The following is a 21872-nucleotide window of genomic DNA, read 5'->3' on the forward strand; positions in this document are numbered from 1 at the left end:
GCTCAGGCGGCCGGCTGTTCGGCCGTCTTCTTGGCGATCTGCTTCTTCAGCAGGCGCGCACGCTGCGACAGCTCGGCCTCGTCGGCCTTGGCCAGAAACGCGTCGAGACCGCCGCGATGCTCGACCGAGCGCAGGGCGGCGGCGGAGATGCGCAGACGCACGTTCTGGTTCAGCGCCTCGGAGATCAGCGTGACGTTGACCAGGTTGGGCAGGAAGCGGCGGCGGGTCTTGTTGTTGGCATGGCTGACGTTGTTGCCGGACTGGACGCCTTTGCCGGTGAGTTCGCAAGCGCGGGACATGGTGCACCCTTCAGATTCTTGTTCCGGCCAAACCCAGGTGCCCGCGCAATATGGCGCGCGGTCTCCGATAGGCGGCCTAAAGGAAAGTCGGCGTTCCATAGTGGCATTTGGCCGGGGCGTCAAGCGCAAGCTGGCGGGCTGGCGGCGAGAGCTTTCTTAGAAAGGCCGGAATTCGCCCTATATGCAGGCTGAAAGGGACATGCCGGCACGTCCGGCTCGAAGCATCAGGAACCCGACCCATGCCTTGCCCGCTTTCCATCAGGCTTGCAGCCACAGCCCTGCTGTTGCCCGCGCTGGCGCTCCCTGCCGCGACGGCCGCCGCCCCGCAAACCTTCAGCGGGGACTACAGCGTCACCTATCTGGGGCTGCCGATCGCGCGCGCCTCCATCCGGAGCGTTTATGACGGCGACGCCTACAGCATCAACGGTTCCGTCAACAGCGCCGGTCTCGGCCGCATCTTCGACGACACCAAAGGCTCCCTGACCGCCACCGGCCGGATCACCGGCAACGGCCCGGCCCCGCGCGCCTTCCGCGCCGAATACACCTCCGGCAAGAAGCCCTCGCTGGTCGACATACGCTTCGCCAACGGCACGGTCGCCTCCACCGAGGTCAAGCCGAAACCGAGGAAGCGCGGCAAGGACTGGGTGGCGCTGGATGACGGGCATCTGCGGCGGGCCATCGACCCCATCGCCTCCACCATGGTGCGCGCCGACAAGCCCGACGAGGTGTGCGGGCGCACGGTGAAGATGTATGACGGCGAGATACGCGCCAACCTCAAGCTCAGCTTCGTCTCCAGGGGCGACATTTCCGTGAAGGGCTACAGGGGCCCCACCGTCACCTGTCGCATGAACTTCCAGCCCGTGGCCGGCTACCGGAAGGGCAAGAAGTCCCTCGACTACCTGAAGAACCGCAGCCGCATCATGGTCACGTTTGCTCCGGTCGGCGAGACCGGTGTATATGCCCCCATCCATGCAACGATCGGCACCCAGATCGGGACGATCACGATCAGCGCGCAGCGGTTCGAGGCCGCGAGGTAGGCGGCCGGCGCGCCGGGAGGGGGAACGGATGGGGCGCGCAACACTGATCGGTTTTTCGGCGGTCGCCATGTGGGCGCTGCTGGCCCTGCTGACCGATGCCTCGGGCACCGTGCCGCCCTTCCTGCTTTCGGCCATCACCTTCGCCATCGGCACCGGCGTCGGGCTCGTCGCGCGCCTGTTCATGGCGCAGCCGCAGCACAAGGCGCGCATTCCGCCTCTGGTGTGGGGTATCGGCATTGCCGGCCTGTTCGGCTATCACTTCTTCTACTTCACCGCGTTGCGCAACGCGCCGGCGGTGGAAGCCAGCCTCATCGCCTATCTATGGCCGCTGCTGATCGTCATCGGCTCGGCGCTGATGCCGGGCGAGCGCCTCGCCTGGAACCATGTCGCCGGCGCCCTGCTCGGCCTTGCCGGCACCTTCCTCATCGTCACCCGCGGCGGCGGCCTCTCCTTCGACGCGAGCTATGCCTTCGGCTACGCCATGGCCGGCGTCTGCGCGCTGGTCTGGTCGGCCTATTCGCTGCTGTCGCGGCGCTTCCCCTCGGTGCCGACCACCGTCGTCACATGGTTCTGCGCGGCGACCTCTGTGCTGTCGCTGGCCTGCCACCTGATGCTTGAGGAAACGGTGCTTCCGGCCAATGCCGGCCAATGGCTGGCCGTTCTCGGCCTCGGCCTGATGCCGGTGGGCGCGGCCTTCTATGCATGGGACATCGGCGTCAAGCGCGGCAACATCCAGGTGCTGGGCGCGGCCAGCTATGCCGCGCCGCTGCTGTCAACGCTGGTGCTGATCGCCACCGGCTTCGCCGAGCCGAGCTGGCGCATCCTCGCCGCCTGCGTGCTGATCACCGGCGGCGCGGTGCTGGCCGCCAAGTCGCTGCTGTTCGGCCGGAAAGTGCCTGCCAGAGCCTAGAAACTGTCCTTGCGCCGGCGGATTTCGGCGAACACCTCGACATCCGCCGCGTTCTCCATGCCGAGGTTCTTGCGGATCGCCGCATCGCTCCAGCGCAGGAACGGATTGGTTTCCAGCTCCGCGCCGATGGTGGTCGGCAGCGTCGCCCTGTTCTCGGCCCGCAGCGCTTCCACCTTCTTCGCCCGCGCCTGCAAGGCGGCGTTGTCCGGATCGACGGTGAGCGCGAAGCGGGCATTGGCCAGCGTGTATTCATGGCCGCAATAGACCTTCGTGTCGGCCGGCAGGGCCGCCAGCCTGTTCAGCGAAGCGAACATCACCGGCGGCGCGCATTCCAGCAGGCGGCCGCAGCCGAGCGCGAACAGCGTGTCGGCGGCGAACGCCACCTTCGCCTGCGGCAGGTGGTAGGTGACATGGCCTGCCGTATGGCCCGGCGTGAAGATGACCTCGATGGTCTCGCCCCCGAAGGGAATGCGCGACCCGTCCTCAACCGTCTCGTCGATGCCGGGGATCTTCGCCTTCTCGGCCTCGGGTCCGACGATGCGCAGCTTGAAACGCTCCTTCAGCGCCAGATTGGCGGCGACGTGATCGCCATGATGATGGGTGACGAACAGGCGCGACGGCACCCAGCCGGTGCGCTCGATGGCGGCGAGGATCGGCGCTTCCTCCGGCGCGTCGATCAGCGCCACCTCGCCGCTGTCGGAATCGCGCATCAGCACGCCGAAATTGTCCTGCCGGCACATGAACTGTTCGATCTCGATCGCCATCGTCTTTCTCCTCTGTCGCCCCTGACATAGGCCGCGCCCGGTCCCCTGTCACCCCTCACGACCGGTGCTTTGTTGAACTCGGCACCGGCAGCGGCTACCGTCCGGATGAACCCGGAAAAAGGCTTTCCATGCATTCCGACATCGTCGACCTGCGCTCCTTCTATGCCTCGCCGCTCGGCCGCCTCACCGAGCGTTCGATCACCATGGCGCTGTCGTCGATCTGGGCGCAGGTGCCGAACGAGCGGCTGGTGGGGCTGGGCTATGCGCTGCCCTGGCTGGAGCGCTTCGGAGCCGATGCCGAGCGCGTCTTCGCCTTCATGCCGGCCACGCAGGGCGCGGTTATCTGGCCCGCAACCGGCCCGGCCGCCACGGCGCTGGTGTTCGACGAGGAACTGCCCCTGATGGATTCCTCGGTCGACCGCATGCTTCTGGTCCATTCGCTGGAACATGCGGAAAACCCGCGCGAGACGCTGAACGAGATCTGGCGGGTGCTGTCGCCGGCCGGGCGCGTCGTCATCGTCGTGCCGAACCGGCGCGGCGTGTGGGCCCGCTTCGAGCACACGCCCTTCGGCACCGGCCGGCCCTATTCGCGCGGCCAGCTCGGCGAGCTTTTGCGGGAAGCCAACTTCACCCCGGCCGCCTGGTCGGACGGGCTGTTCTTCCCGCCCTCGCGGCGCCGCTTCATGATGCGCCTGCACGGCCTGCTCGAAAGCGGCGGCCGCCGGTTGTGGCCGATCTTCTCCGGCGTCATCGCGGTGGAGGCGCAAAAGCGCCTCTATCAGGGCATCCCGGTGGCGCAGCGCGCCTCGCGCCGCGTCTTCGTGCCTGTCCTGTCGCCGCAGGGCGCGCCGAGCCTCGGCATGCGCTTCGTCGCCAACAGCGACCCGAATCCGAAAAGGCCGGGTTAGCCGGCCTTCGGAAGACCGACCTTGTCCAGGTCGAAGGACGTGGTCTGGTAGACCTGGTTCAGCCAGTTGCCGAACAGGAGATGGGCATGCGAGCGCCAGCGGTTGAGCGGCGGCCGCGACGGATCGTTGTCCGGATAGTATTCATGCGGCACCTCGATCGCGGTGCCGGCGGCGACGTCGCGGTCGTACTCTTCCTTGAGCGAGGTGGAATCATATTCGATGTGGTTGAACATGTAGAGCCGGTTGCCGGTCGGCTCGGCCAGCAGGCACGGGCCCGTCACATCCGATTCCATCAGCAGGTCGAGGCCCGAGCCAGCGGGAATATCGGCGCTGCGCACCTCCGTCCAGCGCGACACGGGGATGGCGAAATCGTCGGAGAAGCCTGCCAGATAGGGCGATGCCGGCGCATGGTTGCGGTGCCGGTAGACGCCGAATGCCTTTTTCCCGAGCGTGTATTTCGGAATGCGGTGGAAGTGCCACGCAGCCGCCATCGCCCCCCAGCAGATGAAGAAGGAGGAATGGACGTTGGTGGTCGTCCAGCCGAAGATGCGCTCCAGTTCCTTCCAGTAGGTGACCTCCTCGAAGGGCAGCAGCTCGATCGGCGCGCCGGTGATGATGAAGCCGTCGAACTTGCGCTCCCGCACCTCCTCCCAGGTCTGGTAGAAGGAGATCAGGTGCTCCTCCGATGTGTTCTTGGCCCTGTGGTTGCCGATGCGCACCAGCGTCAGCTCCACCTGGAGCGGCGTGGCGCCCATCAGCCGCGCGAACTGCGTCTCGGTGCGGATCTTGTTCGGCATCAGGTTGAGCAGGCCGATCTGCAAGGGGCGGATATCCTGGCGCAGCGCCGTGCGCTCGTCCATCACGGACACGCCCTCGCGCACGAGCACCTCGCGGGCGGGGAGCTGATCGGGAATCTTGATCGGCATCGCACAAACTCCAAGACAAGGCCGGTTCCAAACAAAAAGACCGGCGGCGAAATCGCGGCCGGTCCCGACGTGCTCGTCAGCCTCGGCCTTTTTAGCGACTTCTTTAACGTGGCTGCAAGCCGACCGGCCAAATCACCACGGAACGGATTCCTATCTATGACCGGCCATGGCCCGCGTCAATGCTCTGTGCCAAGCCTTCGCCCTCGACAATGCCGGTCGCGGCGGGTATTTCCCTCACACTCGCCGGAACATCCCGGCTTCCAACGGATCTTCGAACATGACCACGGCACAAGAACAGTCTCGTCCCCAGCCCCGCGCCGGCATACTGGACATCGAGGCTTATGTGCCGGGCAAGAGCGCGGCGCCCGCTGGCGTGAAGCTGCACAAGCTCTCCGCCAACGAAAACCCGCTCGGCGCTTCGCCGAAGGCCATCGAGGCGGCACGCGAGGTCGCGGGCCGGCTGGAATTCTACCCTGACGGATCGTCGACCCGCCTGCGCGAGGCCATCGCCGAGGTGCATGGGCTGAACATGGCCAACCTCATGTGCTTCAACGGCTCGGACGAGGCGCTGGCGCTCCTGTCGCGCATCTATCTCGCTCCCGGCGACGAGGCGATCTACCCGCAATACGGCTTCCTCGCCTACCGCATCGCCATCATGGCGGCCGGCGCCACCCCGGTGATCGCCGCCGAGACCGACGAGCGCGTCGATGTCGATGCGATCCTGTCCAGGGTCACCGACAGGACGCGCATGGTGTTCCTCGCCAATCCGGGCAACCCGACCGGCACCTACATCCCCTTCGACGAGGTGCGGCGCCTGCATGCCGGCCTGCCGAAGAACGTCGTCCTGATCCTCGACGCCGCCTATGCCGAATATGTGCGCCGCAACGACTACGAGGCCGGCGTCGAGCTGGTGGCCGGCGCCGAGAACGTGGTCATGACCCGCACCTTCTCCAAGGCCTATGGCCTGGGCGGCGCGCGCATCGGCTGGATGTATGCGCCCACCCACATCATCGACGCCGTCGAGCGCGTGCGCGACGCCTTCAACGTGACCGCGACGGCGATCGCCGCCGGCACCGCCGCCGTGCGCGACCGCGCCCATGTCGAGCACTCGGTCGTCCACAACGAGACCTGGTTGCCCTGGCTGACCAGGGAGCTGACCGCGCTTGGGCTCAGGGTAACGCCCAGCGTCACCAATTTCATCCTCATTCATTTTCCGGAGAACGGCAGGCATTCGGCTTCGGCCGCCGACGAATATCTGACCGCGCGCGGCTATATCCTGCGGCGCGTTGCAGGCTACGGTTTTCCCAACGCGCTGCGGATGACAGTCGGAACCGAAGAAGCCAATCGCGGCGTCGTCGCCGCCCTGACCGAATTCCTGAAAAGTTGAGAAAATGTCCGAACCCATGTTTGAGAAGATCGCCCTCGTCGGCATCGGCCTCATCGGCTCGTCGCTGGCCCGCGCGATAAGGGAAAAGAAGCTCGCCGGCCATATCGCCATTTCCACCCGCAGCCCTGAGACGCTGAAGCGGGCCGAGGAACTCGGCCTCGGCGACAGCTACACCACCGATGCGGCACAAGCGGTGCAGGATGCCGATCTGATCGTCGTCTCGGTGCCGGTCGGGGCTTCCGAGTCCGTGGCGAAGCAGATCGCGCCGGCACTGAAGAAGGGCGCCATCCTCACCGATGTCGGCTCCACCAAGTCCTCGGTGATCGCCCAGATGCAGCCGCATGTGCCTGAAGGCGTGCACTTCATTCCCGGCCACCCGCTGGCCGGCACGGAAAAGTCCGGCCCCGACGCCGGCTTTCCCGACCTGTTCCAGAACCGCTGGTGCATCTTCACGCCGCTGCCCGGCACCGACCCGGATGCGCTGCAGACGCTGTCGGAGTTCTGGCGGCGCTGCGGCGCCAACATCGACACGATGGACGCCGACCATCATGACATGACGCTGGCCATCGTCTCGCACCTGCCGCACATCATCGCCTACAACATCGTCGGCACCGCCGACGATCTGGAGACGGTGACGAAATCGGAAGTCATCAAATATTCCGCCTCCGGTTTCCGCGACTTCACCCGCCTGGCCGCGTCCGATCCGACCATGTGGCGCGACGTGTGCCTGCACAACAAGGACGCCATCCTCGAAATGCTGGCGCGCTTCTCCGAAGACCTCGCCTCGCTGCAAAGGGCGATCCGCTGGGGCGACGGCGAGAAGCTGTTCGACCTGTTCACCCGCACCCGGGCCGTGCGCCGCTCGATCATCGAGGCCGGCCAGGAAATCGACGCGCCCGACTTCGGCCGCCAGGCGATCGAGCACCCGGCCAAGCCCTGAGGGCAGCCATGGACATGAGCGAAAAGGCCCGGCATGCCTCTGCACACCGGGCCTTTTTCCTGCTCAATCGAGCGGCTTGATCCTGCCCAGCGGAATGAACCCCAGCACGGCGTTGCCCTGCACGATCTTGAGCGGCATCGTCGGCTGCTTGCCCATCATGGCGAGCGCGGTGAACCCCTGGCGGATTCGCTTCGCCTCCTCCGGCACGGCCGTGGCCAGCACCTCGGCCACCGCTTCCGGATTGGTGATGCGGATCGAAAGATCGGCGTCGATGAGGCCCGCCTCGTCCACGGCAAGCGGCCCGGACACGGCGACGCGCGCCTCGCCCGACGACAGTTCCAGATTGGTGATGTCCAGCGCCTGGCCGCGCAGGCTCCGCGGCCTCGACCGGAGGAAGGCCACGCCGTTCTTCAGCCGTGCCTCGCCGGCCCCGTCGAGCGAAGGCACGTTGCGGCCCTGCAAGGCGTCGGCGGTGATGTCGAGTTCGGCGAAGCTGCCGCGATAGAGGATGTCGTCCCCGTCGGGCCACAGGTCGAGCGCGAGGTCGGTGACGTTGAAAAGCGGCACCGGCTCGCTGTCCTCCGGGTCGGTCTGGCCCGAGAACCCGGCGGCGGTCAGGGTAAGCTGGTCCGGCACCGATCGGGACAGCCTGGTGCGGATGTCGAGCTGGTCCCAGTCGAGCCACAGCGGCTCCAGCCCCGGCGCCAGCGTGCGCAGCGGGCCGCGCAGTGTCACGTCGGCCACCAGCGGCCGCAGGATGCTGGTGCTGGCCTCCAGCGCTCCGGTGGTCGCGGCGATGCCCCTGGCGTCGTCCTGATAGGCAAGGCTGTTGCAGGAAACGGCGAGCCGCAGCGGATAGCCTTCCACCCGCAGCCTTGTGCAATCGGAACGGATGCCCTTCCGTTCCAGTTCGGCGATGGTCTGCCGCGCCTCGCCCCGGATGCGGTCCGCCAGATAGAACCAGCCGGCGCTGTAGAGCCCGAACAGCACGGCCAGGAACAGCACCAGCCACAACAGCCCCCGCCGCCTTTTCGGTTGCGCCTCGTCCCTTGACGTCATGCTGCCACTCTCGCTACCCGTTGCCAGGGGGAACGACCCCCTTCCTGCTGCCCGGCGCGACCTTGGCCGCGCCCCACTCTGGTCTGGCGATATGGGCGATTTTTGGGTTTTTGGCTATGGCTCTCTGATCTGGCGGCCGGGTTTCGATTTCGTCGAGGCCCGCCGGGCCCGCCTCCACGGCTATCGGCGCGCGCTGTGCATCTACTCCTACGTCCATCGCGGCACGCCCGAGCGGCCAGGCCTCGTGCTCGGGCTCGACCGGGGCGGCTCCTGCGTCGGCATGGCCTTCCGGGTGGATACTGGTGCCCGCGATGACGTGATCGCCTATCTGCGCGAGCGCGAGCAGATCAACAATGTCTATATCGAGCGCACGTTGCCGGTCTGGCTGGAGGGCGGCGAGCGCGCCGAGGCGGTCGCCTATGTGGCCGACCGCCGCCACCGCCAATATGCCGGGGCGCTGGACGAGGCGGCGGCCGCCGCCATGGTGCGCGGCGCCTCCGGCCAGTCGGGCGCCAACGAGGACTATGTGGCCAACACCGTGCGTCATCTGCAGGCGCTCGGCATACGCGACCATTGGCTGGAAGACGTGGAGCGGCGAATCGCCCATTGATGGCTGCCGGGGCAGCGATCGTCCTTGGCAATCGGGCGGGCGACCCTATCTTGGGGCCGTCGCCGGCCGCTGCCGCCGGCCGTTCTTGAAGGGAGACAGGATTTGCACAAGCGCAGGCTCGGCCGCACCGATCTCGAGATCGCCCCGCTGGTTTTCGGCGGCAATGTCTTCGGCTGGACGGCGGATGAGAAAACCTCCTTCGCATTGCTCGACCGCTTCGTCGATGCCGGCCTCGACGCCATCGACACGGCAGACGTCTATTCGCGCTGGGTACCCGGCAATTCCGGCGGCGAATCGGAGACCATCATCGGCAACTGGCTGAAGAAAAGCGGCAAGCGCGACAAGGTGGTGATCATCACCAAGGTCGGGTCAGACATCGGCCAGGGCCGCGTCTCCCTGTCGCCGGTCCATATCGAGAAGGCGGTGGACGCTTCGCTGAAAAGGCTCCGGACCGACGTCATCGACCTCTACCTGTCGCACTGGCCGGACCCGACCGTGACCCATGCCGAGACGCTCGGCGCCTACCGGCGGCTGATCGAGAAGGGCAAGGTGCGCCATGTCGGCGCCTCCAACCTCGACGCCGGCCAGATGAAGGCCGCGCTCGATGCCGCCAACCATCACAACCTGCCCCGCTACGAGGTGTTGCAGCCCGGCTACAACCTCTACGACCGCGGCGAGTTCGAGGGCCCGCTGCGCGACCTGTGCATGGCGAAGGAGATCGGCGTCATCAGCTATTACGGGCTGGCCAAGGGCTTCCTCTCGGGCAAGTACCGCAGCAAGGCCGATCTCGGCAAAAGTCCGCGCGGCAGTTCCGCCGCCGCCTATCTGAACGAGCGCGGCCTGCGCATCCTCGCCGCCCTCGACGAGGTGTCCGCCCGCCACGGCGCCACCCCGGCGCAGGTGGCGCTGGCTTGGATCATAGCCCGGCCCGGCATCACCGCGCCGATCGCCTCGGCGACCTCGCTCGACCAGCTCGAAAGCCTGATCGGGGCGGTCTCGCTGGAGCTTGCCGATGCCGACATGAGAAGGCTGGACATGGCCAGCACCCCCTGAGGGCCAAGGCAGGTCAAGGCACGCTGACGCCCAGTTCCTTCAGCCGCCGCGCGGCGGTGGGCGGCATCGGCGGCGGGTTCGGCGCCGTCGCCGCCTCGATCAGCAGCGCATCGCACGCCGCCTCGGTCTCGGCGATCAGCCGGCTCATGAACGCCTCCTTGTCCAGCCCGGGCGGGATCGGCTCGAGGAAGCGCGCCTTGATGGTGCCGGGAAAGCGCAGGAACTTGCGGCGCGGCCAGTAGAGCCCGGCGACATGGGCGACCGGCACCACCGGCACGCCGAGCTGGGTGTAAAGCTCGACGATGCCCCATTTGTAGTTCGGCACGTCGCCGGGCGCGCGCCGCGTGCCTTCCGGATAGATGATGAGCTGGCGCGGATTGCGTGCCATCTCGGCCCTGGTGGCCGCGCTCACCGCCTTCAGCGCCTTCGAGCGGCTGCCGCGATCGACCGGGATCATGCGCATCTTGAGCACGTACCAGCCGAAGAACGGGATCCAGGTCAGCTCCCGCTTGAGGATGTAGAGCGGGTCTTTCAGGAAGGGGAAGAAGGCGATCGCATCCCAGAACGACTGGTGCTTGGGCGCTAGGATGAAGGAGCCTTCCGGCAGGTTCTCCTGGCCGGTGATCTCGCTTCGGGTATGCGCGATCTTCTCGTACAGCCACAGGCTGGAGCGCGACCAGAACTTCGGCACGAACCACGCCCGGTGTCGCGGCGACAGGAAGTAATAGGGAGACCAGAACAGCATCTGGAAGATCAGGCTGGCATAGAAGACGAAGTTGAAGGCCAGCGAGCGGATATGGAGCATGGGCGAGATGAGCCTGGGACCAGAGCAATTCCGGAAGGTGAAGCGCGCCTTCGTTACACCATGCGCCGCGAAAATGGAAACGGGCCGATATCGCGAGCGGCCGGGACCGGTGGGCGGACCCTACTCGCCGGCGGAGGCGTCCGCCACCGACACCCCGCCATGCTGGAGGCGCACCGGCACGACGCCGCGGGCCAGCGCGACGAGATATTTGTTGTATTCGGTGAACAGCACCCGAAGCGCCTGCGGCTTGGTCAGCCAGCTCCCGTCGTCGAGCTTGGAGTTGACGACCGGATAGGGCTCCAGCCGCGCTTCGCGCAGCAGGCGGCCCATCTCCAGCAGGCTGCGCGGCATATGGTAGTTGTTGGTCACCAGGATGATGGAGCCATAGGCGTGCTCCCGCACCCATTTGGCGCTTTCCTCGGCATTGCCGATGGTGTCGAGCGCGGCGCGGTCGATGTCCACGCAGCAGGTGAACAGCTTGCTGTCGCCGCCCATGGCAAGCTGGAGCTGCTTGCGGCTGGCGGCCGGGTGCACGCCGCTGATCAGCAGCCGCTGGCCCTTGCCCGATTCGAGCAGCTCCATCGCCGCGTCGAGGCGCGACTGGCCGCCGGTGAGCACGATGATGGCATCGGCTTTCTCGGGATCGGCCGGCGGGCTCAGCCGGCTGACATGGCTGGAGAACCAGCCGAAGCCGGCGACGAAACAGGTGGCGGCGGCAAGGACGAGGATGGCCGCGACGCGCAGGAAACGGCGGGTACGGCCCCGCGTGCGCTCCCCCATGCGCGATGCTGGCACCATATCGGCCATCACACCCATTTCCTTCCCGAACATGCACCCATGGTAAACCTTGATTCGCGCCCTTTGGCGGAGTGCCGCCCGCACATTAGATTACCAATTATTTCCGTCCGTGACCTGCATCAACCGCCATCCGCCTGCCCGCCTTCGAGATCGCTGAGATAGGCCACGACCGTGGCATGCGAGGTGGCGGCGGTGAGCGCGCCGATGATCACCACCATCATCAGCACGCCGAGATAGCCGGCCGAGCCGATGGCGAAATTGCCGAACAGGGCGGCCGCCTGGTCGCCCTGCGGCGTGGCCATGTTGCGCGACGACCACCAGGAGAACAGGACGAAGACGATGATGGCGGCTAGACCGCCTGCCGCCGCCCCCTTCATGCCGGTGAACAGGAAGCGGGTGCGGAACTGGCGCGCGATGAACTGCGCCTCGGCCCCCACGAAATGCAGCACCTCGATGATGTGGCCGTTGCCGGCCATGGCGCCGCGCGTGGCGAACACCACCGTCATCACCGTCGCCGACAGCATCAGCGCCAGCACGGCGATGCCGATGGTCACCGTGGTGTGGGCCATGGCCACCAGCCGGTCGACCCAGGTGCGGTGGTCGTCCAGCGTGGCGCTCGGCACCGCGCTCGACACCGCCGTGCGCATGGCGGCGAAGTCGGGCGGGCTGTTTTCGTCGATGGTGACGATGACGAGGCGCGGCACCGGCAGTTGCTCGATGTCGAAGCCGGAGCCCAGCCACGGCTCCAGGAGCCGCGTCGTGGCCGCCCGGTCGACGATGCGGGTGCCCTTCACCCCGTCGAATTCGGAGACGACGCCGGCGGCGGTGGCGAGCGCGATCTCCATGTCGAGGCCGTCGGCCGGCTTGATCTGGATCGTCGCCTCGCGCGAGATCTGGTTCTCCCAGACCGACGCCGTGTCGCGCACCAGCGTCACCGCGCCGAAGGTGACGCAGGACAGGAAAGTCATGATGGCGATGACGACGACCAGCGCCCGCCCGGCGATGTTCTGCGCCGGCACGATGGGCGCGGTCTTGCGCGGCGCGCGCTCCGCCGGCTGGGGCCGTTCGGCCGCATCCTCTTCCACCGGGTCCGGAGCCGGAACGTCAATCATAGATGTCCAGCCTTCCATTGGCGAGGATCAGGCGGCGCGCGTCCACCTGGTCCATCAGCGTGAGGTCGTGGGTGGCGATGACCACCGCCGTGCCCAGCCGGTTCAGCTCGATGAACAGCCTGAGCAGCCGGCGCGCGAGCTGCGGATCGACATTGCCGGTCGGCTCGTCGGCCAGCAGGATTTCGGGCTGCTCGATCAGGGCGCGGGCGATCGCCGCGCGCTGCTTCTCGCCGCCGGAGAGCACCGGCGGCAGCACATGCATGCGCTCGCCCAGCCCCACCCATTTCAGCAGTTCCATGACATCGGTGCGGTAGCTGGATTCCTCGCGGCCCCGCACGCGCAGCGGCAGCGCCACGTTCTCATAGGTCGTCATGTGGTCGAGCAGGCGGAAATCCTGGAACACGATGCCGATGCGCCGGCGCAGCAGGGGCAGTTCGGCGCGCGAGATGCGGGCGCGGTCCTTGCCGAAGATGGTGATCAGCCCGCGCGTCGGCTTCAGCGACATGAACAACAGGCGCAGCAACGTCGTCTTGCCGGCGCCGGACGGCCCGCTCAGGAACTGGAACGACCCGGCCGGTATGTGCAGGGAGATATCGCGGAGAATCTCCGGACCCATGCCATAGCGGAGGCCGACATTTTCGAAGCGGATCACGTTGAACGACCTGAAAGCTGAACGGCCGAAGCACCGACCGTTTCCTTTGTGTGAAAATCGTTAGGCTTGGTTAACGCCACGTTAAATTCCGGCACTTTCGTCACTTGCGGGCGGGCTCCGGTCGCGAAGCGTTAACCATTTTTCGTCTACCTGAAAAAAACGACGGTGCGAACGGGGACCAGCATGGCCGCCCAGACGATGGCACGACCGGTTTCCGGCGAAATCATGACCGGCGCCAGCGAACGGCGTGCCTGCGACCATTTCCCTGCCGCGGCGGGCGCCTTCGATGCGGGCCCCTTCGACTCTGGCACGGCCGATATCGTCGATGCCGATTACGTCACCCTTACCGAAACGCACCATCCCGGCCCCCGGTCCGCGGAACCGGCCGGCACCGCACCTGCCCCCGCGCAACCGCCGGCGGCGGACGGCATGGCCATGCTGCTTGCCCGCGACCCCGTTCCTTCCCGCTCCCTGTCGAAATCCGGCGGTCCCGCCTTCTGGCTGGGCGGGCTCGGCATCGTCATCGCCGCCTTCTGGATCGCCGGCGGCCACGCGCTGGTGACGGAGACGGAACTCCTGCGTAACATGCCGCAATCGGCGCTCAGCATTTCCGCCGTCACCTCGCGCGTCGACGATACGGGCGCGCGGCCGTTGCTCTTCGTCGACGGCGAGGCCGGCAATGACGGCGCGGAAGCCGCGCCGCTGCCGCCGCTGGAGATCCGCGTCACCGGCGAAGACGGCCGCGTCACCCGCTACAGGTTGGGGACATTGGACCGCACCTTGGCACCGGGCGAAAGATTTGCCTTTTCCGGACGCGTCGAGGTGCCTAGAAACGGGGTGAAATCCGTATCCGTCGCCTTCGCCGGATAGAGCATGCCGCCCGAAAGTGGGAACCGGTTCCGGGGTGACGGCATGCGAAAGGTGAATCGAAGCCAGACCAGGTTCCAGCGGGAGTATCGCCACATGCCAGTCGTGCGCGGCAAGAACATCGAAGTCCTGTTCTCGGCCTCGGCGATCGCCCGCCGCAACCTTGAACTGGCCAAGGAGATCGCCAGCCGGGAATATCAGGACCTGCTGGTCATCTCGATCCTGAAGGGTTCCTTCATCTTCGCCGCCGACCTGATCCGCGCCATGCACGATGCCGGCCTCGCCCCGGAGGTCGAGTTCATCTTCATCTCCTCCTATGGCGCCGGCACGGAAAGCGGCAAGGTGCGCGTGCTGCGCGACATCGACAACGAGGTGACCGGCCGCGACGTGCTCCTGATCGACGACATACTGGAATCGGGCAAGACGCTGCAATTCACCCGCGAGTTGATGCTTTCGCGCGGCGCGAAAAGCTGCTCGCTGGCCGTGTTGCTCGACAAGCGCATGCGCCGCCAGACCGATCTGGAGGCCGACTATGTCGGCTTCGACTGCCCCGACCATTTCGTCGTCGGCTACGGCATGGATGTCGGCCACGCCTTCCGCGAGCTGCCCTTCGTCGGCATCGTCAAAGGGGATGCCTAGAGCAGTTCCAGCAAAAGTGCGAAGCGGTTTTGCGTCCGCAACTGCGTCAAAATAATAGGTTGACCATTTTTGCGATTCGCAGAAAGCGGAAACGCTCCAGCCGGGGCGACGCATAACTTTTTGCTTACTATGTCCGATCAACAAAATTCAACTTTTGGCCGCCAATGATCGGGCATGGCAAAGCTTCTGATCGTCGAGGACGATGATTCCGTCCGCATGTTCGTCTCCCGCGCGCTGGAGCGCGCCGGGCACCATATCGATGTCGCCGTAGACGGGGCGCAAGGGCTGGAGATGATCCGCGCCGCCAAGGGCGGCTACGATCTCGTCGTCTCCGACATACGCATGCCGGAGATGGACGGCATCGAGATGGCGAAATCCGCGGCCGGCCTCCATCCCGGGCTGCGCATCCTGCTCATGACCGGCTACGCCGACCAGCGCGAGCGCGCCGACGAGCTGAACGGCGTCATCATCGACGTCGTCAACAAGCCGTTCTCGCTGGCCGAGATCCGCGGCCGGGTCGACACGGCGCTGTCGGTGGAACTCACCCGCGCCGCCTGACCACGGCGGCGCTTCCGCATTCCATAGATACGGATTGGAAGCAGCTTCGCGCTGCGGGCCGAGGCCTTATTTCAGCTCCAGCAACCGCTCCAGATAGCTGCGCTCGACATCCGGCGCCAGCGCATCGCCCAGCCGCTTGCGGATCGCCTCGAGAATCTGGCGGGCGCGCTGCACGTCGATCTCGTCCGGCACCTTGACCGAATCACCGAAGTCCGGCCCCTGCGTGGCGCGCGGCCGGCCGAGCGGATCGCGGTCGGCGCTCTGCTGGCGTCCGCCCTGTCCCTCCTGGCCGTCCTCGCCCATCATGGCCTGCAATTGCTGCATCATCTCGCGCGCGCCCTGCCGCAGCGCCTCGAGCGCCCGGCCCTGATGGCCGACGGCGCGGTCGCCCTCGCCCTGGCCAAGCGATTCGCCGGCCTGGCCCATGGAGCGGTCGGCCTGCCCGAAGCCCTCATTGGGCTGCATGCCCAAGCCTTCGAGGTCCTTGCCGAGCTGCTGGAGGTCCTGCTGGAGCTGGCCCTGGCCCTCCTGCAACTGCTTGAGCGCCTCGGCAAGCTCTTCCGGGGTCATCTGCTGGCCCTGGCCCTCGCCCTGCTGGCCCTGCTGGCCTTGCTGACCCTGGTCCTGCCAGTCCTCGCCCATCTGGCCGTTCTGGCCATTGTCGCCGCGCTGCGTCTGGTCCATGCGGAAGGTTTCGTTCATCATCTCCTGCTGGCGGCGCATGATCTCGCCCAGCTTGTTCATCTGCTGGCTGAACTCGCCCTGCTGGCCCGGTTGTCCTTGCTGCGGCTGGGCCATCTGCAGATTGTTCATCATGTCCTGAAGCTGGGCCAGAAGGTCCTCGGCCTGCTCGCGATTGCCGGAGCGGGCCAGATTCTCGATCTGGTCCAGCATGCGGTCGAGATCGCTCTGGCGCATCTGCTGGCCGTTCTGCGGCATCTGGGCGTTGTTCTGGTTCTGGTTGCGCTGCGCGAACTCACGCAGGAAATCGTTCATCGCCTGCCGCAGTTCCTGCATCAGCTTCGATATTTCCTCATCGGTAGCGCCGTTGCGCAGGGCGTCCTGCAACGCCTGCTGCGCCTGCCGCAGACGCTGCTCGGCGGCCGACAGATTGCCGTCCTCGATGCCCAGCGCCACCTGCCACAGGTAGGAGACCACGTCGCGAAGCTGGTCGTCGCCCGACGCCAGCTTGAGCCGGGTACGGGCGCTCATCAGCGCCAGATAGTTGGCCGGGCTGTCGAACGTGTCTTCCGGGCGCAGCGTCACGGCGTCCATCAGGTCGAGCACGCGTTGCTTGGCGTTGGCGTCGAGGCCGAGCAGGCGGCGCTGCTCGATCACCGCCCGCGCCAGCGGATTGGTGAAGCTGCGCTCCGGCATGACCATGGCAACGGCCTCGCTGCGCCCGCTCTGGCCTGCATCGTCGGTGGCCGAAAGCGTCAGCGTGATGGCGCTGCCGGCCCACACATGCTCGGTCAGGTCCTTGGAGGTCTTGGCGGCATTGGCCTTGGAGCCGCGCCGCGGCAGGTTGAGCGTCATTTCCGGCGCATCGTAGAGCGGGCGCGCATCGGGGGCCGGTGCTTCAGCCTGCGCGAACTCGGCTTCCGCAGCGGCCGGGCCATAATCGTCCTCGACCTCATATTGCAGTTCGAGCGTGCCGTTGACGGCGCGCTTCGGCTCGCCGGCGAAGCGGATCACCGGCGGCTTGTCCGGCGTCACCGAGAAGGCCCAGCGGCCGATCTCCTGCCGGCCAGATTGCAGCACCAGTTCGCCGTCCTCGGTGAGCGTGCCGGCGAACTGCCTGACGCCGCTGGCGGCGGGCGTGACGGGAGCGCTGTCGGACCCGCCTTCCACCGCCGGAGCGGCCGGTTCGATCGCCTGCGCCTCACGGCCCGCAGGCGCATAGCTCAGCGTCTCCTCGCCCGAGCCGCCGGTGACGCGCAGCGACAGCGTGCTGTCCTGCGGCACGGTGAAGGTGGAGACGGCGCGATTGGCGTCGGCGGTCAGGAACATCGGCGCCTTGCCCGTATAGGGCGGCGGCGTCACCCAGGCGTCGATGCGCGGCGCGATCGCCTCGCGCGCGGCGGCGGGCCGGAACCCGTCGGTCAGCCGCCCGCCCAGCGGGCCGAAGGAAAAGGCGAAGGAGGTGACCAGAAGCAGCGCCACAGCGGCGCGCAGGCCCCACGGGTCGCGCTCGGGCACGCGCGCGGCGGGCAGGGCCGCATCAAGGCGGCCGAGGCGCGCCGCCATGCGCTTCTGGTGCTCGCGCCACAGCGCCTCGCCGAAGGGCGAGTGCGTGCCGCTCGGCCGATCGCTGAGGGCCTGCACCGGGCTGTGCTCCAGCCGGTTCACCGCCTCGATGCGGCGGTCGACCTCGGCGGCGGAAGGCAGGCGAAAGCGGCGCAGCGGCCACAGGGCCGCCAGCGTGCCGATGGCGAAGATGGCGACGATGCCGATGCGCAGCGCATCCGGCATACGCGCCAGCACGCCGAACCAGGACAGGCTGACGAACAGCCCGGCGACCAGCAGCAGCGGCAGCACCAGCGGCCAGATCCGCTCACCGATCATGGCCGCGCGCGTCGCCGCGCGGCTCATCAGGAGACGCTGCGGCAGTCTCGGGGTCGTGCTTGCGTCGGGACGGTCAGTCATCGGCCTTTCCGCGGCCGGCCTTCATGGCATGGCCTGTTCGCCAACTATAGCAGTCCAACAATAACAGCAAAGACGGCGAAGGCGAGGCGACCTCCCGAAATCGTGAACGGCCGCCGCCCCTGAAACCGCGTCGCAGCATGGCAAAACCGCCGCTTGCGGCCTGCCCTCAGGCGTTTTCAGAGCCAGTCGGGCACGCTGTCGAGCCCGATCAATTCCTCGTAGGTCTGGCGCTTGCGCACGACGGCGAAACGGTCGCCGTCGACCAGCACCTCGGGAATGAGGGGGCGGGTGTTGTAGGTGCCGGATTGCACCGCGCCGTAGGCACCGGCGGTGCAGACGGCCACCAGATCGCCCGGTCCCAGGCGCGGCAAATTGCGGTCGAGGCCGAGATAGTCCCCGGTCTCGCACACCGGCCCGACCACGTCGGCCCGGAGCCACTCGGCCTTGTCGGCAGGTTCGATCACCGGGCGGATCTCGTGATAGGCCTCGTAGAGCGTCGGGCGGATGAGATCGTTCATCCCGGCATCGACAATGAGGAAGTTCTTCGCCTCGGCCTCCTTGAGGTAGATGACCTCGGTGACGAGGATGCCGGCATTGCCGACGATCAGCCGGCCCGGCTCGAACACCAGCTTGACGCCGAGGTCGCCGAAGCGCCTGCGCACGATCTCGCCATAGGCCACGGGAAGCGGCGGCGGCGAATTGTCCAGATGATAGGGCACGCCGAGCCCGCCGCCCATGTCGACATGGGTGATGGCATGGCCGTCCGCCTTGAGCTGGCCGACCAGTTCCGCCATCAGCGCGAAGGCGTTGTCAAACGGCTCGAGGTCGGTGATCTGGCTGCCGATATGGGCATCGACGCCGCGCACCTTCAGCCCGGGAAGCTTTGCGGCCCGGGCATAGGCCTGGCGCGCCCGCGACAGCGGGATGCCGAACTTGTTCTCCGACTTGCCGGTCGATATCTTGGCATGGGTGCGCGCGTCGACGTCCGGGTTGATGCGCAGCGACACCGACGCCACCATGCCGAGCACCACGGCCCGCGCCGAAAGAAGCTCCAGCTCCGGCTCGGATTCGACGTTGAAGCAGTAGATGCCGGCTTGAAGCGCGAAATCCATTTCCCGCGCCGTCTTGCCGACGCCCGAGAACACGATCCTTTCGGCCGGGATGCCGGCGGCGAGCGCCCGGCGGATCTCGCCTTCCGAGACCGTGTCGGCCCCGGCGCCGAGCTTCGCCAGCACCTTCAGCACCGCCTGGTTGGAATTGGCCTTCAGCGCATAGCAGACCATGGTGTCGAGGCCGGCGAAAGCCTGGCTGAACACGTTGAAATGGCGCGTCAGCGTCGCCGTCGAATAGCAGTAGAACGGCGTGCCGACCGCAGCCGCGATGGCCTTTACCGAGACGTCCTCGGCGTGCAGGACGCCGTCGCGATATTCGAAATGGTTCAAGGCGAAGGTCCGGAAATCAGATCAGCTTGTCGAGGATGAAAGGCTTGTCGGTGTCCGGTTTCTGCGGCTCGGGCGGCAGCGGCTCCTTGTTGCGTTGGGCTTCCTTGCGCGCCTCGACGGCCGCCTCATAGGGCGTGTCGAGGCCTCCCTTGCGCCCGCAGGCGGCAACCGTCGCCGTTGCGGCGACCAGCGCCAGCATCACAACCATCCTGCCTGCGGTCATCGTTCCATCCTGTCCGTGCTTCTGCCCAGAACTTTTAGCTAGATAGCTACCTAGCCAGATAGCTAGAGCTTCTAGCCAAGTTTGGCCGTTATTGCCACCTGCCATCAAGCCTTGGCGAGGCGCTTTTTCCAGTAGCGCACCTGCCGGCGCACCTCGACCGGCGCGGTGCCGCCGAAGCTCTGCCGGCTCTTCACCGAGTTCTGCACCGACAGAACCGAGAAGATGTCCGCGGTGATGCCGTCATGGATCGATTTCAGGTCGTCCAGCGTGAGCTTCTCCAGTCCGACCTTCTTCTCCTCGGCCAGCGCCACCGCGCGGCCGGTGACGTGATGGGCCTCGCGGAACGGGATGCCGAGTTCGCGCACCAGCCAGTCGGCCAGGTCGGTGGCGGTGGAGAAGCCGGAGCCGGCCGCTTGTCTCATGGCCGCAGCGTTCACCGTCAGGTCGCGCACCATGCCGGTCATCGCCGCCAGCATCAGGTCGAGCGTCTCGGCCGCGTCGAACACGGCTTCCTTGTCCTCCTGCATGTCCTTGGAATAGGTCAGCGGCAGGCCCTTCATCACCGTCAGCAGCCCGATCAGATGGCCGTTGAGGCGACCGGTCTTGGCCCGCACCAGTTCGGCCGCGTCCGGGTTCTTCTTCTGCGGCATGATCGAGGAGCCGGTGGAGAAGCTGTCGGACAGACGCACGAAGCCGAACTGCGGCGTCGACCAGATGACGATCTCCTCGGCCAGCCGCGACAGATGCGTGCCGGCGATCGAGGCGATGGACAGGAACTCCAGCGCGTAGTCGCGGTCGGAAACACTGTCGAGCGAATTGCGGGTGGGCTCGCGGAAGCCGAGCGCCTTCGCCGTCATGTGGCGGTCGATGGGGAAGCCGGTGCCGGCAAGGGCGGCGGCCCCCAGCGGGCTCTCGTCCATGCGTTCGATGGCGTCGCGCACCCGCGAAAGGTCGCGCGCGAACATCTCGGCATAGGCGAGGCAATGATGGCCGAAGGTCACCGGCTGCGCGGTCTGGAGATGGGTGAAACCCGGCATGACGGTTCCGGCATGCTCTTCGGCGCGCTCCACGAAGGCCGCGATCAGGCCTTTCAGCGCCTCGGCGACGCGGTGGAATTCGTCCTTCACCCACAGCCGGAAATCGACCGCCACCTGATCGTTGCGCGAGCGCGCCGTGTGCAGGCGCCCGGCGGCCGGGCCGATCAGCTCGGCCAGCCGCGCCTCGATGTTCATGTGGATGTCTTCGAGCTTGGTGGAAAAGGCGAACTTGCCGTCCTCGATCTCCTTGAGGATGGTCTCGAGGCCATCGGCGATCTTCTTGCTGTCGTCGGTCGAGATGATGCCGGTCTTGGCCAGCATCTCGCTGTGGGCGAGCGAGCCCCTTATATCCTGCGCGTAGAGCTTGCGGTCATAGCCGATGGAGGCGTTGATCGCTTCCATGATCGCGGCGGGACCCGAGGCAAATCGTCCGCCCCACATCTGGTTGCTGGCCTTCTTGTCGCTCATCGCTATAACCCGTGTCCGGAGCAGTTGATAAAATGGCAGACGGCAGAAAACTTTTTCCCACCCCGCGCCTGATCCTGGCGGCCCTCGTGGCCGGAGCCGCAGCCGGCGCGCTCGCGGTATATGTCAGCGGCGGCCTTCCTGGCAACAACGCACCGGACGCGACGGCATCCGTCGCCGGACAGGATCGCGTCTGCGCCGCCAAGGCCGGGAAGGCGAAGGCGGTGGCGGCGGCCGCCACCGGCCATGTCGCCGCCATGCTGCCCGCCGATCCGCCGCAGTCCCTGGCGGCCCTCGCCTTCAGCGACCCCGATGGAAAGCCGGCTACCCTTGCCGGACACGCCGGCAAAACTGTGCTCGTCAACCTGTGGGCGACATGGTGCGCGCCCTGCCGCGCCGAAATGCCGGCGCTGGACGAGCTTCAGCAGAAGATGGGGGGCGACAGGTTCGAAGTCGTGGCGATCAATGTCGACACCGGCAACGACGACAAGCCGAAGGCCTTCCTCGACGAAATCAAGGTCTCGAGCCTCGCCTACTACAGCGACCACACAATGGGGGTGTTCAACGATCTGAAGTCGAAGGGCCTCGCCCTCGGCCTGCCGGTCACCGTTCTGGTCGATGACGAGGGCTGTCTTCTGGCCCATATGAACGGTCCCGCCGAATGGTCCACGCCGGATGCATTCAAGTTTATCGAGGCCGCTCTAGGTGACGTAAAGTAAAGCTGGATTTCCCCAT

At 66.7% G+C, this 21872-nt stretch carries 23 protein-coding genes and 1 riboswitch; of the genes, 11 read left to right on the plus strand and 12 right to left on the minus strand.

The window, feature by feature from the left end; genetic code table 11:
• Positions 1-2: 2 nt before the first annotated feature.
• Entirely contained in the window at positions 3-299 is a 297-nt protein-coding gene (gene rpmB / locus ACVCNR_RS08980) for a 50S ribosomal protein L28 (protein ID WP_354193512.1), read from the minus strand.
• A 239-nt stretch (positions 300-538) separates the two neighbouring features.
• Here rpmB and ACVCNR_RS08985 point away from each other — a divergent pair, with 239 nt between their 5' ends.
• The gene (locus tag ACVCNR_RS08985; RefSeq protein ID WP_447074478.1) at positions 539-1336 is read left to right on the plus strand and encodes a DUF3108 domain-containing protein; all 798 of its coding nucleotides are present in this window, start codon (positions 539-541) and stop codon (positions 1334-1336) included.
• Between the two features lie 28 nt (positions 1337-1364).
• Positions 1365-2246, plus strand: a complete 882-nt coding sequence (gene yddG, locus ACVCNR_RS08990) for an aromatic amino acid exporter YddG (RefSeq protein ID WP_447074479.1) — start codon at positions 1365-1367, stop codon at positions 2244-2246.
• Here yddG and gloB read toward each other — a convergent pair.
• On the minus strand, positions 2243-3010 hold the full coding sequence (gloB, locus tag ACVCNR_RS08995) for a hydroxyacylglutathione hydrolase (RefSeq protein WP_354193508.1): 768 nt from the start codon (positions 3008-3010) through the stop codon (positions 2243-2245). The genes yddG and gloB overlap by 4 nt on opposite strands.
• Positions 3011-3138: 128 nt before the next feature.
• Here gloB and ACVCNR_RS09000 point away from each other — a divergent pair, with 128 nt between their 5' ends.
• On the plus strand, positions 3139-3918 hold the full coding sequence (locus ACVCNR_RS09000) for a class I SAM-dependent methyltransferase (RefSeq protein WP_447074480.1): 780 nt from the start codon (positions 3139-3141) through the stop codon (positions 3916-3918).
• Here the strand turns inward: ACVCNR_RS09000 and ACVCNR_RS09005 are convergent.
• Entirely contained in the window at positions 3915-4844 is a 930-nt protein-coding gene (locus ACVCNR_RS09005) for a homoserine O-succinyltransferase (protein ID WP_354193506.1), read from the minus strand. The genes ACVCNR_RS09000 and ACVCNR_RS09005 overlap by 4 nt on opposite strands.
• A 70-nt stretch (positions 4845-4914) precedes the next feature.
• Positions 4915-4993, minus strand: a riboswitch (SAM riboswitch).
• A gap of 128 nt (positions 4994-5121) precedes the next feature.
• Here ACVCNR_RS09005 and ACVCNR_RS09010 point away from each other — a divergent pair.
• Positions 5122-6231, plus strand: a complete 1110-nt coding sequence (locus ACVCNR_RS09010) for a pyridoxal phosphate-dependent aminotransferase (protein WP_354193505.1) — start codon at positions 5122-5124, stop codon at positions 6229-6231.
• Positions 6232-6235: 4 nt separating this feature from the next.
• The gene (locus ACVCNR_RS09015; protein ID WP_447074482.1) at positions 6236-7171 is read left to right on the plus strand and encodes a prephenate/arogenate dehydrogenase family protein; all 936 of its coding nucleotides are present in this window, start codon (positions 6236-6238) and stop codon (positions 7169-7171) included.
• A 63-nt stretch (positions 7172-7234) separates the two neighbouring features.
• Here the strand turns inward: ACVCNR_RS09015 and ACVCNR_RS09020 are convergent, their stop codons facing one another.
• Positions 7235-8230: a DUF2125 domain-containing protein gene (locus tag ACVCNR_RS09020; protein ID WP_447074483.1), complete on the minus strand. Its 996-nt coding sequence runs from the start codon at positions 8228-8230 to the stop codon at positions 7235-7237.
• Between the two features lie 91 nt (positions 8231-8321).
• Here ACVCNR_RS09020 and ACVCNR_RS09025 point away from each other — a divergent pair, with 91 nt between their 5' ends.
• Positions 8322-8840: a gamma-glutamylcyclotransferase gene (locus ACVCNR_RS09025; protein WP_354193500.1), complete on the plus strand. Its 519-nt coding sequence runs from the start codon at positions 8322-8324 to the stop codon at positions 8838-8840.
• Positions 8841-8942: 102 nt separating this feature from the next.
• The gene (locus ACVCNR_RS09030; protein ID WP_447074485.1) at positions 8943-9893 is read left to right on the plus strand and encodes an aldo/keto reductase; all 951 of its coding nucleotides are present in this window, start codon (positions 8943-8945) and stop codon (positions 9891-9893) included.
• A gap of 13 nt (positions 9894-9906) precedes the next feature.
• Here ACVCNR_RS09030 and ACVCNR_RS09035 read toward each other — a convergent pair whose 3' ends face one another.
• From ACVCNR_RS09035 to ftsE, 4 genes are all read right to left on the minus strand, one after another.
• Entirely contained in the window at positions 9907-10698 is a 792-nt protein-coding gene (locus tag ACVCNR_RS09035; protein ID WP_447074487.1) for a lysophospholipid acyltransferase family protein, read from the minus strand.
• Between the two features lie 120 nt (positions 10699-10818).
• Positions 10819-11496, minus strand: coding sequence for a YdcF family protein (locus tag ACVCNR_RS09040; RefSeq protein WP_447075667.1), 678 nt, complete (start codon positions 11494-11496; stop codon positions 10819-10821).
• A gap of 119 nt (positions 11497-11615) precedes the next feature.
• Positions 11616-12608: a cell division protein FtsX gene (locus ACVCNR_RS09045; RefSeq protein WP_447074488.1), complete on the minus strand. Its 993-nt coding sequence runs from the start codon at positions 12606-12608 to the stop codon at positions 11616-11618.
• Positions 12601-13260: a cell division ATP-binding protein FtsE gene (gene ftsE / locus ACVCNR_RS09050; protein WP_035022137.1), complete on the minus strand. Its 660-nt coding sequence runs from the start codon at positions 13258-13260 to the stop codon at positions 12601-12603. The genes ACVCNR_RS09045 and ftsE overlap by 8 nt, the downstream gene beginning before the upstream one ends.
• Positions 13261-13443: 183 nt before the next feature.
• Between ftsE and ACVCNR_RS09055 the strand changes: the two genes are divergently transcribed.
• From ACVCNR_RS09055 to ACVCNR_RS09065, 3 genes are all read left to right on the plus strand, one after another.
• Entirely contained in the window at positions 13444-14130 is a 687-nt protein-coding gene (locus tag ACVCNR_RS09055; protein ID WP_447074489.1) for a hypothetical protein, read from the plus strand.
• Positions 14131-14223: 93 nt separating this feature from the next.
• Entirely contained in the window at positions 14224-14766 is a 543-nt protein-coding gene (hpt, locus tag ACVCNR_RS09060) for a hypoxanthine phosphoribosyltransferase (RefSeq protein ID WP_354193493.1), read from the plus strand.
• A gap of 174 nt (positions 14767-14940) precedes the next feature.
• Positions 14941-15324: a response regulator gene (locus ACVCNR_RS09065; protein ID WP_447074490.1), complete on the plus strand. Its 384-nt coding sequence runs from the start codon at positions 14941-14943 to the stop codon at positions 15322-15324.
• Between the two features lie 66 nt (positions 15325-15390).
• Here the strand turns inward: ACVCNR_RS09065 and ACVCNR_RS09070 are convergent, their stop codons facing one another.
• From ACVCNR_RS09070 to argH, 4 genes are all read right to left on the minus strand, one after another.
• Complete coding sequence (locus tag ACVCNR_RS09070; protein WP_447074492.1) at positions 15391-17970, minus strand: TIGR02302 family protein; 2580 nt, start codon at positions 17968-17970, stop codon at positions 15391-15393.
• A gap of 176 nt (positions 17971-18146) precedes the next feature.
• Positions 18147-19412 carry a diaminopimelate decarboxylase gene (gene lysA, locus ACVCNR_RS09075; RefSeq protein WP_447074493.1) on the minus strand — a complete coding sequence of 422 codons (1266 nt, stop codon included), beginning with the start codon at positions 19410-19412 and terminating at the stop codon, positions 18147-18149.
• A gap of 16 nt (positions 19413-19428) precedes the next feature.
• A complete protein-coding gene (gene lptM, locus ACVCNR_RS09080) occupies positions 19429-19635 on the minus strand; it encodes an LPS translocon maturation chaperone LptM (RefSeq protein ID WP_354193486.1) in 207 nt (68 codons plus the stop codon).
• 104 nt (positions 19636-19739) lie between these two features.
• A complete protein-coding gene (gene argH, locus ACVCNR_RS09085; RefSeq protein WP_447074494.1) occupies positions 19740-21140 on the minus strand; it encodes an argininosuccinate lyase in 1401 nt (466 codons plus the stop codon).
• A gap of 32 nt (positions 21141-21172) precedes the next feature.
• Here argH and tlpA point away from each other — a divergent pair, with 32 nt between their 5' ends.
• Positions 21173-21856, plus strand: a complete 684-nt coding sequence (gene tlpA, locus ACVCNR_RS09090; RefSeq protein WP_354193482.1) for a thiol:disulfide interchange protein TlpA — start codon at positions 21173-21175, stop codon at positions 21854-21856.
• The last annotated feature ends 16 nt before the right edge of the window (positions 21857-21872 follow it).

Source organism: Aquamicrobium terrae (assembly GCF_052978165.1).

What these genes read in the sequence shown, in the direction of transcription:
- rpmB (WP_354193512.1), bottom strand. Translation starts at nt 299, where the DNA reads ATGTCCCGCGCTTGCGAACTCACCGGCAAAGGCGTCCAGTCCGGCAAC.
- ACVCNR_RS08985 (WP_447074478.1), top strand. Translation starts at nt 539, where the DNA reads ATGCCTTGCCCGCTTTCCATCAGGCTTGCAGCCACAGCCCTGCTGTTG.
- yddG (WP_447074479.1), top strand. Translation starts at nt 1,365, where the DNA reads ATGGGGCGCGCAACACTGATCGGTTTTTCGGCGGTCGCCATGTGGGCG.
- gloB (WP_354193508.1), bottom strand. Translation starts at nt 3,010, where the DNA reads ATGGCGATCGAGATCGAACAGTTCATGTGCCGGCAGGACAATTTCGGC.
- ACVCNR_RS09000 (WP_447074480.1), top strand. Translation starts at nt 3,139, where the DNA reads ATGCATTCCGACATCGTCGACCTGCGCTCCTTCTATGCCTCGCCGCTC.
- ACVCNR_RS09005 (WP_354193506.1), bottom strand. Translation starts at nt 4,844, where the DNA reads ATGCCGATCAAGATTCCCGATCAGCTCCCCGCCCGCGAGGTGCTCGTG.
- ACVCNR_RS09010 (WP_354193505.1), top strand. Translation starts at nt 5,122, where the DNA reads ATGACCACGGCACAAGAACAGTCTCGTCCCCAGCCCCGCGCCGGCATA.
- ACVCNR_RS09015 (WP_447074482.1), top strand. Translation starts at nt 6,236, where the DNA reads ATGTCCGAACCCATGTTTGAGAAGATCGCCCTCGTCGGCATCGGCCTC.
- ACVCNR_RS09020 (WP_447074483.1), bottom strand. Translation starts at nt 8,230, where the DNA reads ATGACGTCAAGGGACGAGGCGCAACCGAAAAGGCGGCGGGGGCTGTTG.
- ACVCNR_RS09025 (WP_354193500.1), top strand. Translation starts at nt 8,322, where the DNA reads ATGGGCGATTTTTGGGTTTTTGGCTATGGCTCTCTGATCTGGCGGCCG.
- ACVCNR_RS09035 (WP_447074487.1), bottom strand. Translation starts at nt 10,698, where the DNA reads ATGCTCCATATCCGCTCGCTGGCCTTCAACTTCGTCTTCTATGCCAGC.
- ACVCNR_RS09040 (WP_447075667.1), bottom strand. Translation starts at nt 11,496, where the DNA reads ATGGTGCCAGCATCGCGCATGGGGGAGCGCACGCGGGGCCGTACCCGC.
- ACVCNR_RS09045 (WP_447074488.1), bottom strand. Translation starts at nt 12,608, where the DNA reads ATGATTGACGTTCCGGCTCCGGACCCGGTGGAAGAGGATGCGGCCGAA.
- ACVCNR_RS09055 (WP_447074489.1), top strand. Translation starts at nt 13,444, where the DNA reads ATGGCCGCCCAGACGATGGCACGACCGGTTTCCGGCGAAATCATGACC.
- hpt (WP_354193493.1), top strand. Translation starts at nt 14,224, where the DNA reads ATGCCAGTCGTGCGCGGCAAGAACATCGAAGTCCTGTTCTCGGCCTCG.
- ACVCNR_RS09065 (WP_447074490.1), top strand. Translation starts at nt 14,941, where the DNA reads ATGGCAAAGCTTCTGATCGTCGAGGACGATGATTCCGTCCGCATGTTC.
- ACVCNR_RS09070 (WP_447074492.1), bottom strand. Translation starts at nt 17,970, where the DNA reads ATGACTGACCGTCCCGACGCAAGCACGACCCCGAGACTGCCGCAGCGT.
- lptM (WP_354193486.1), bottom strand. Translation starts at nt 19,635, where the DNA reads ATGACCGCAGGCAGGATGGTTGTGATGCTGGCGCTGGTCGCCGCAACG.
- argH (WP_447074494.1), bottom strand. Translation starts at nt 21,140, where the DNA reads ATGAGCGACAAGAAGGCCAGCAACCAGATGTGGGGCGGACGATTTGCC.
- tlpA (WP_354193482.1), top strand. Translation starts at nt 21,173, where the DNA reads ATGGCAGACGGCAGAAAACTTTTTCCCACCCCGCGCCTGATCCTGGCG.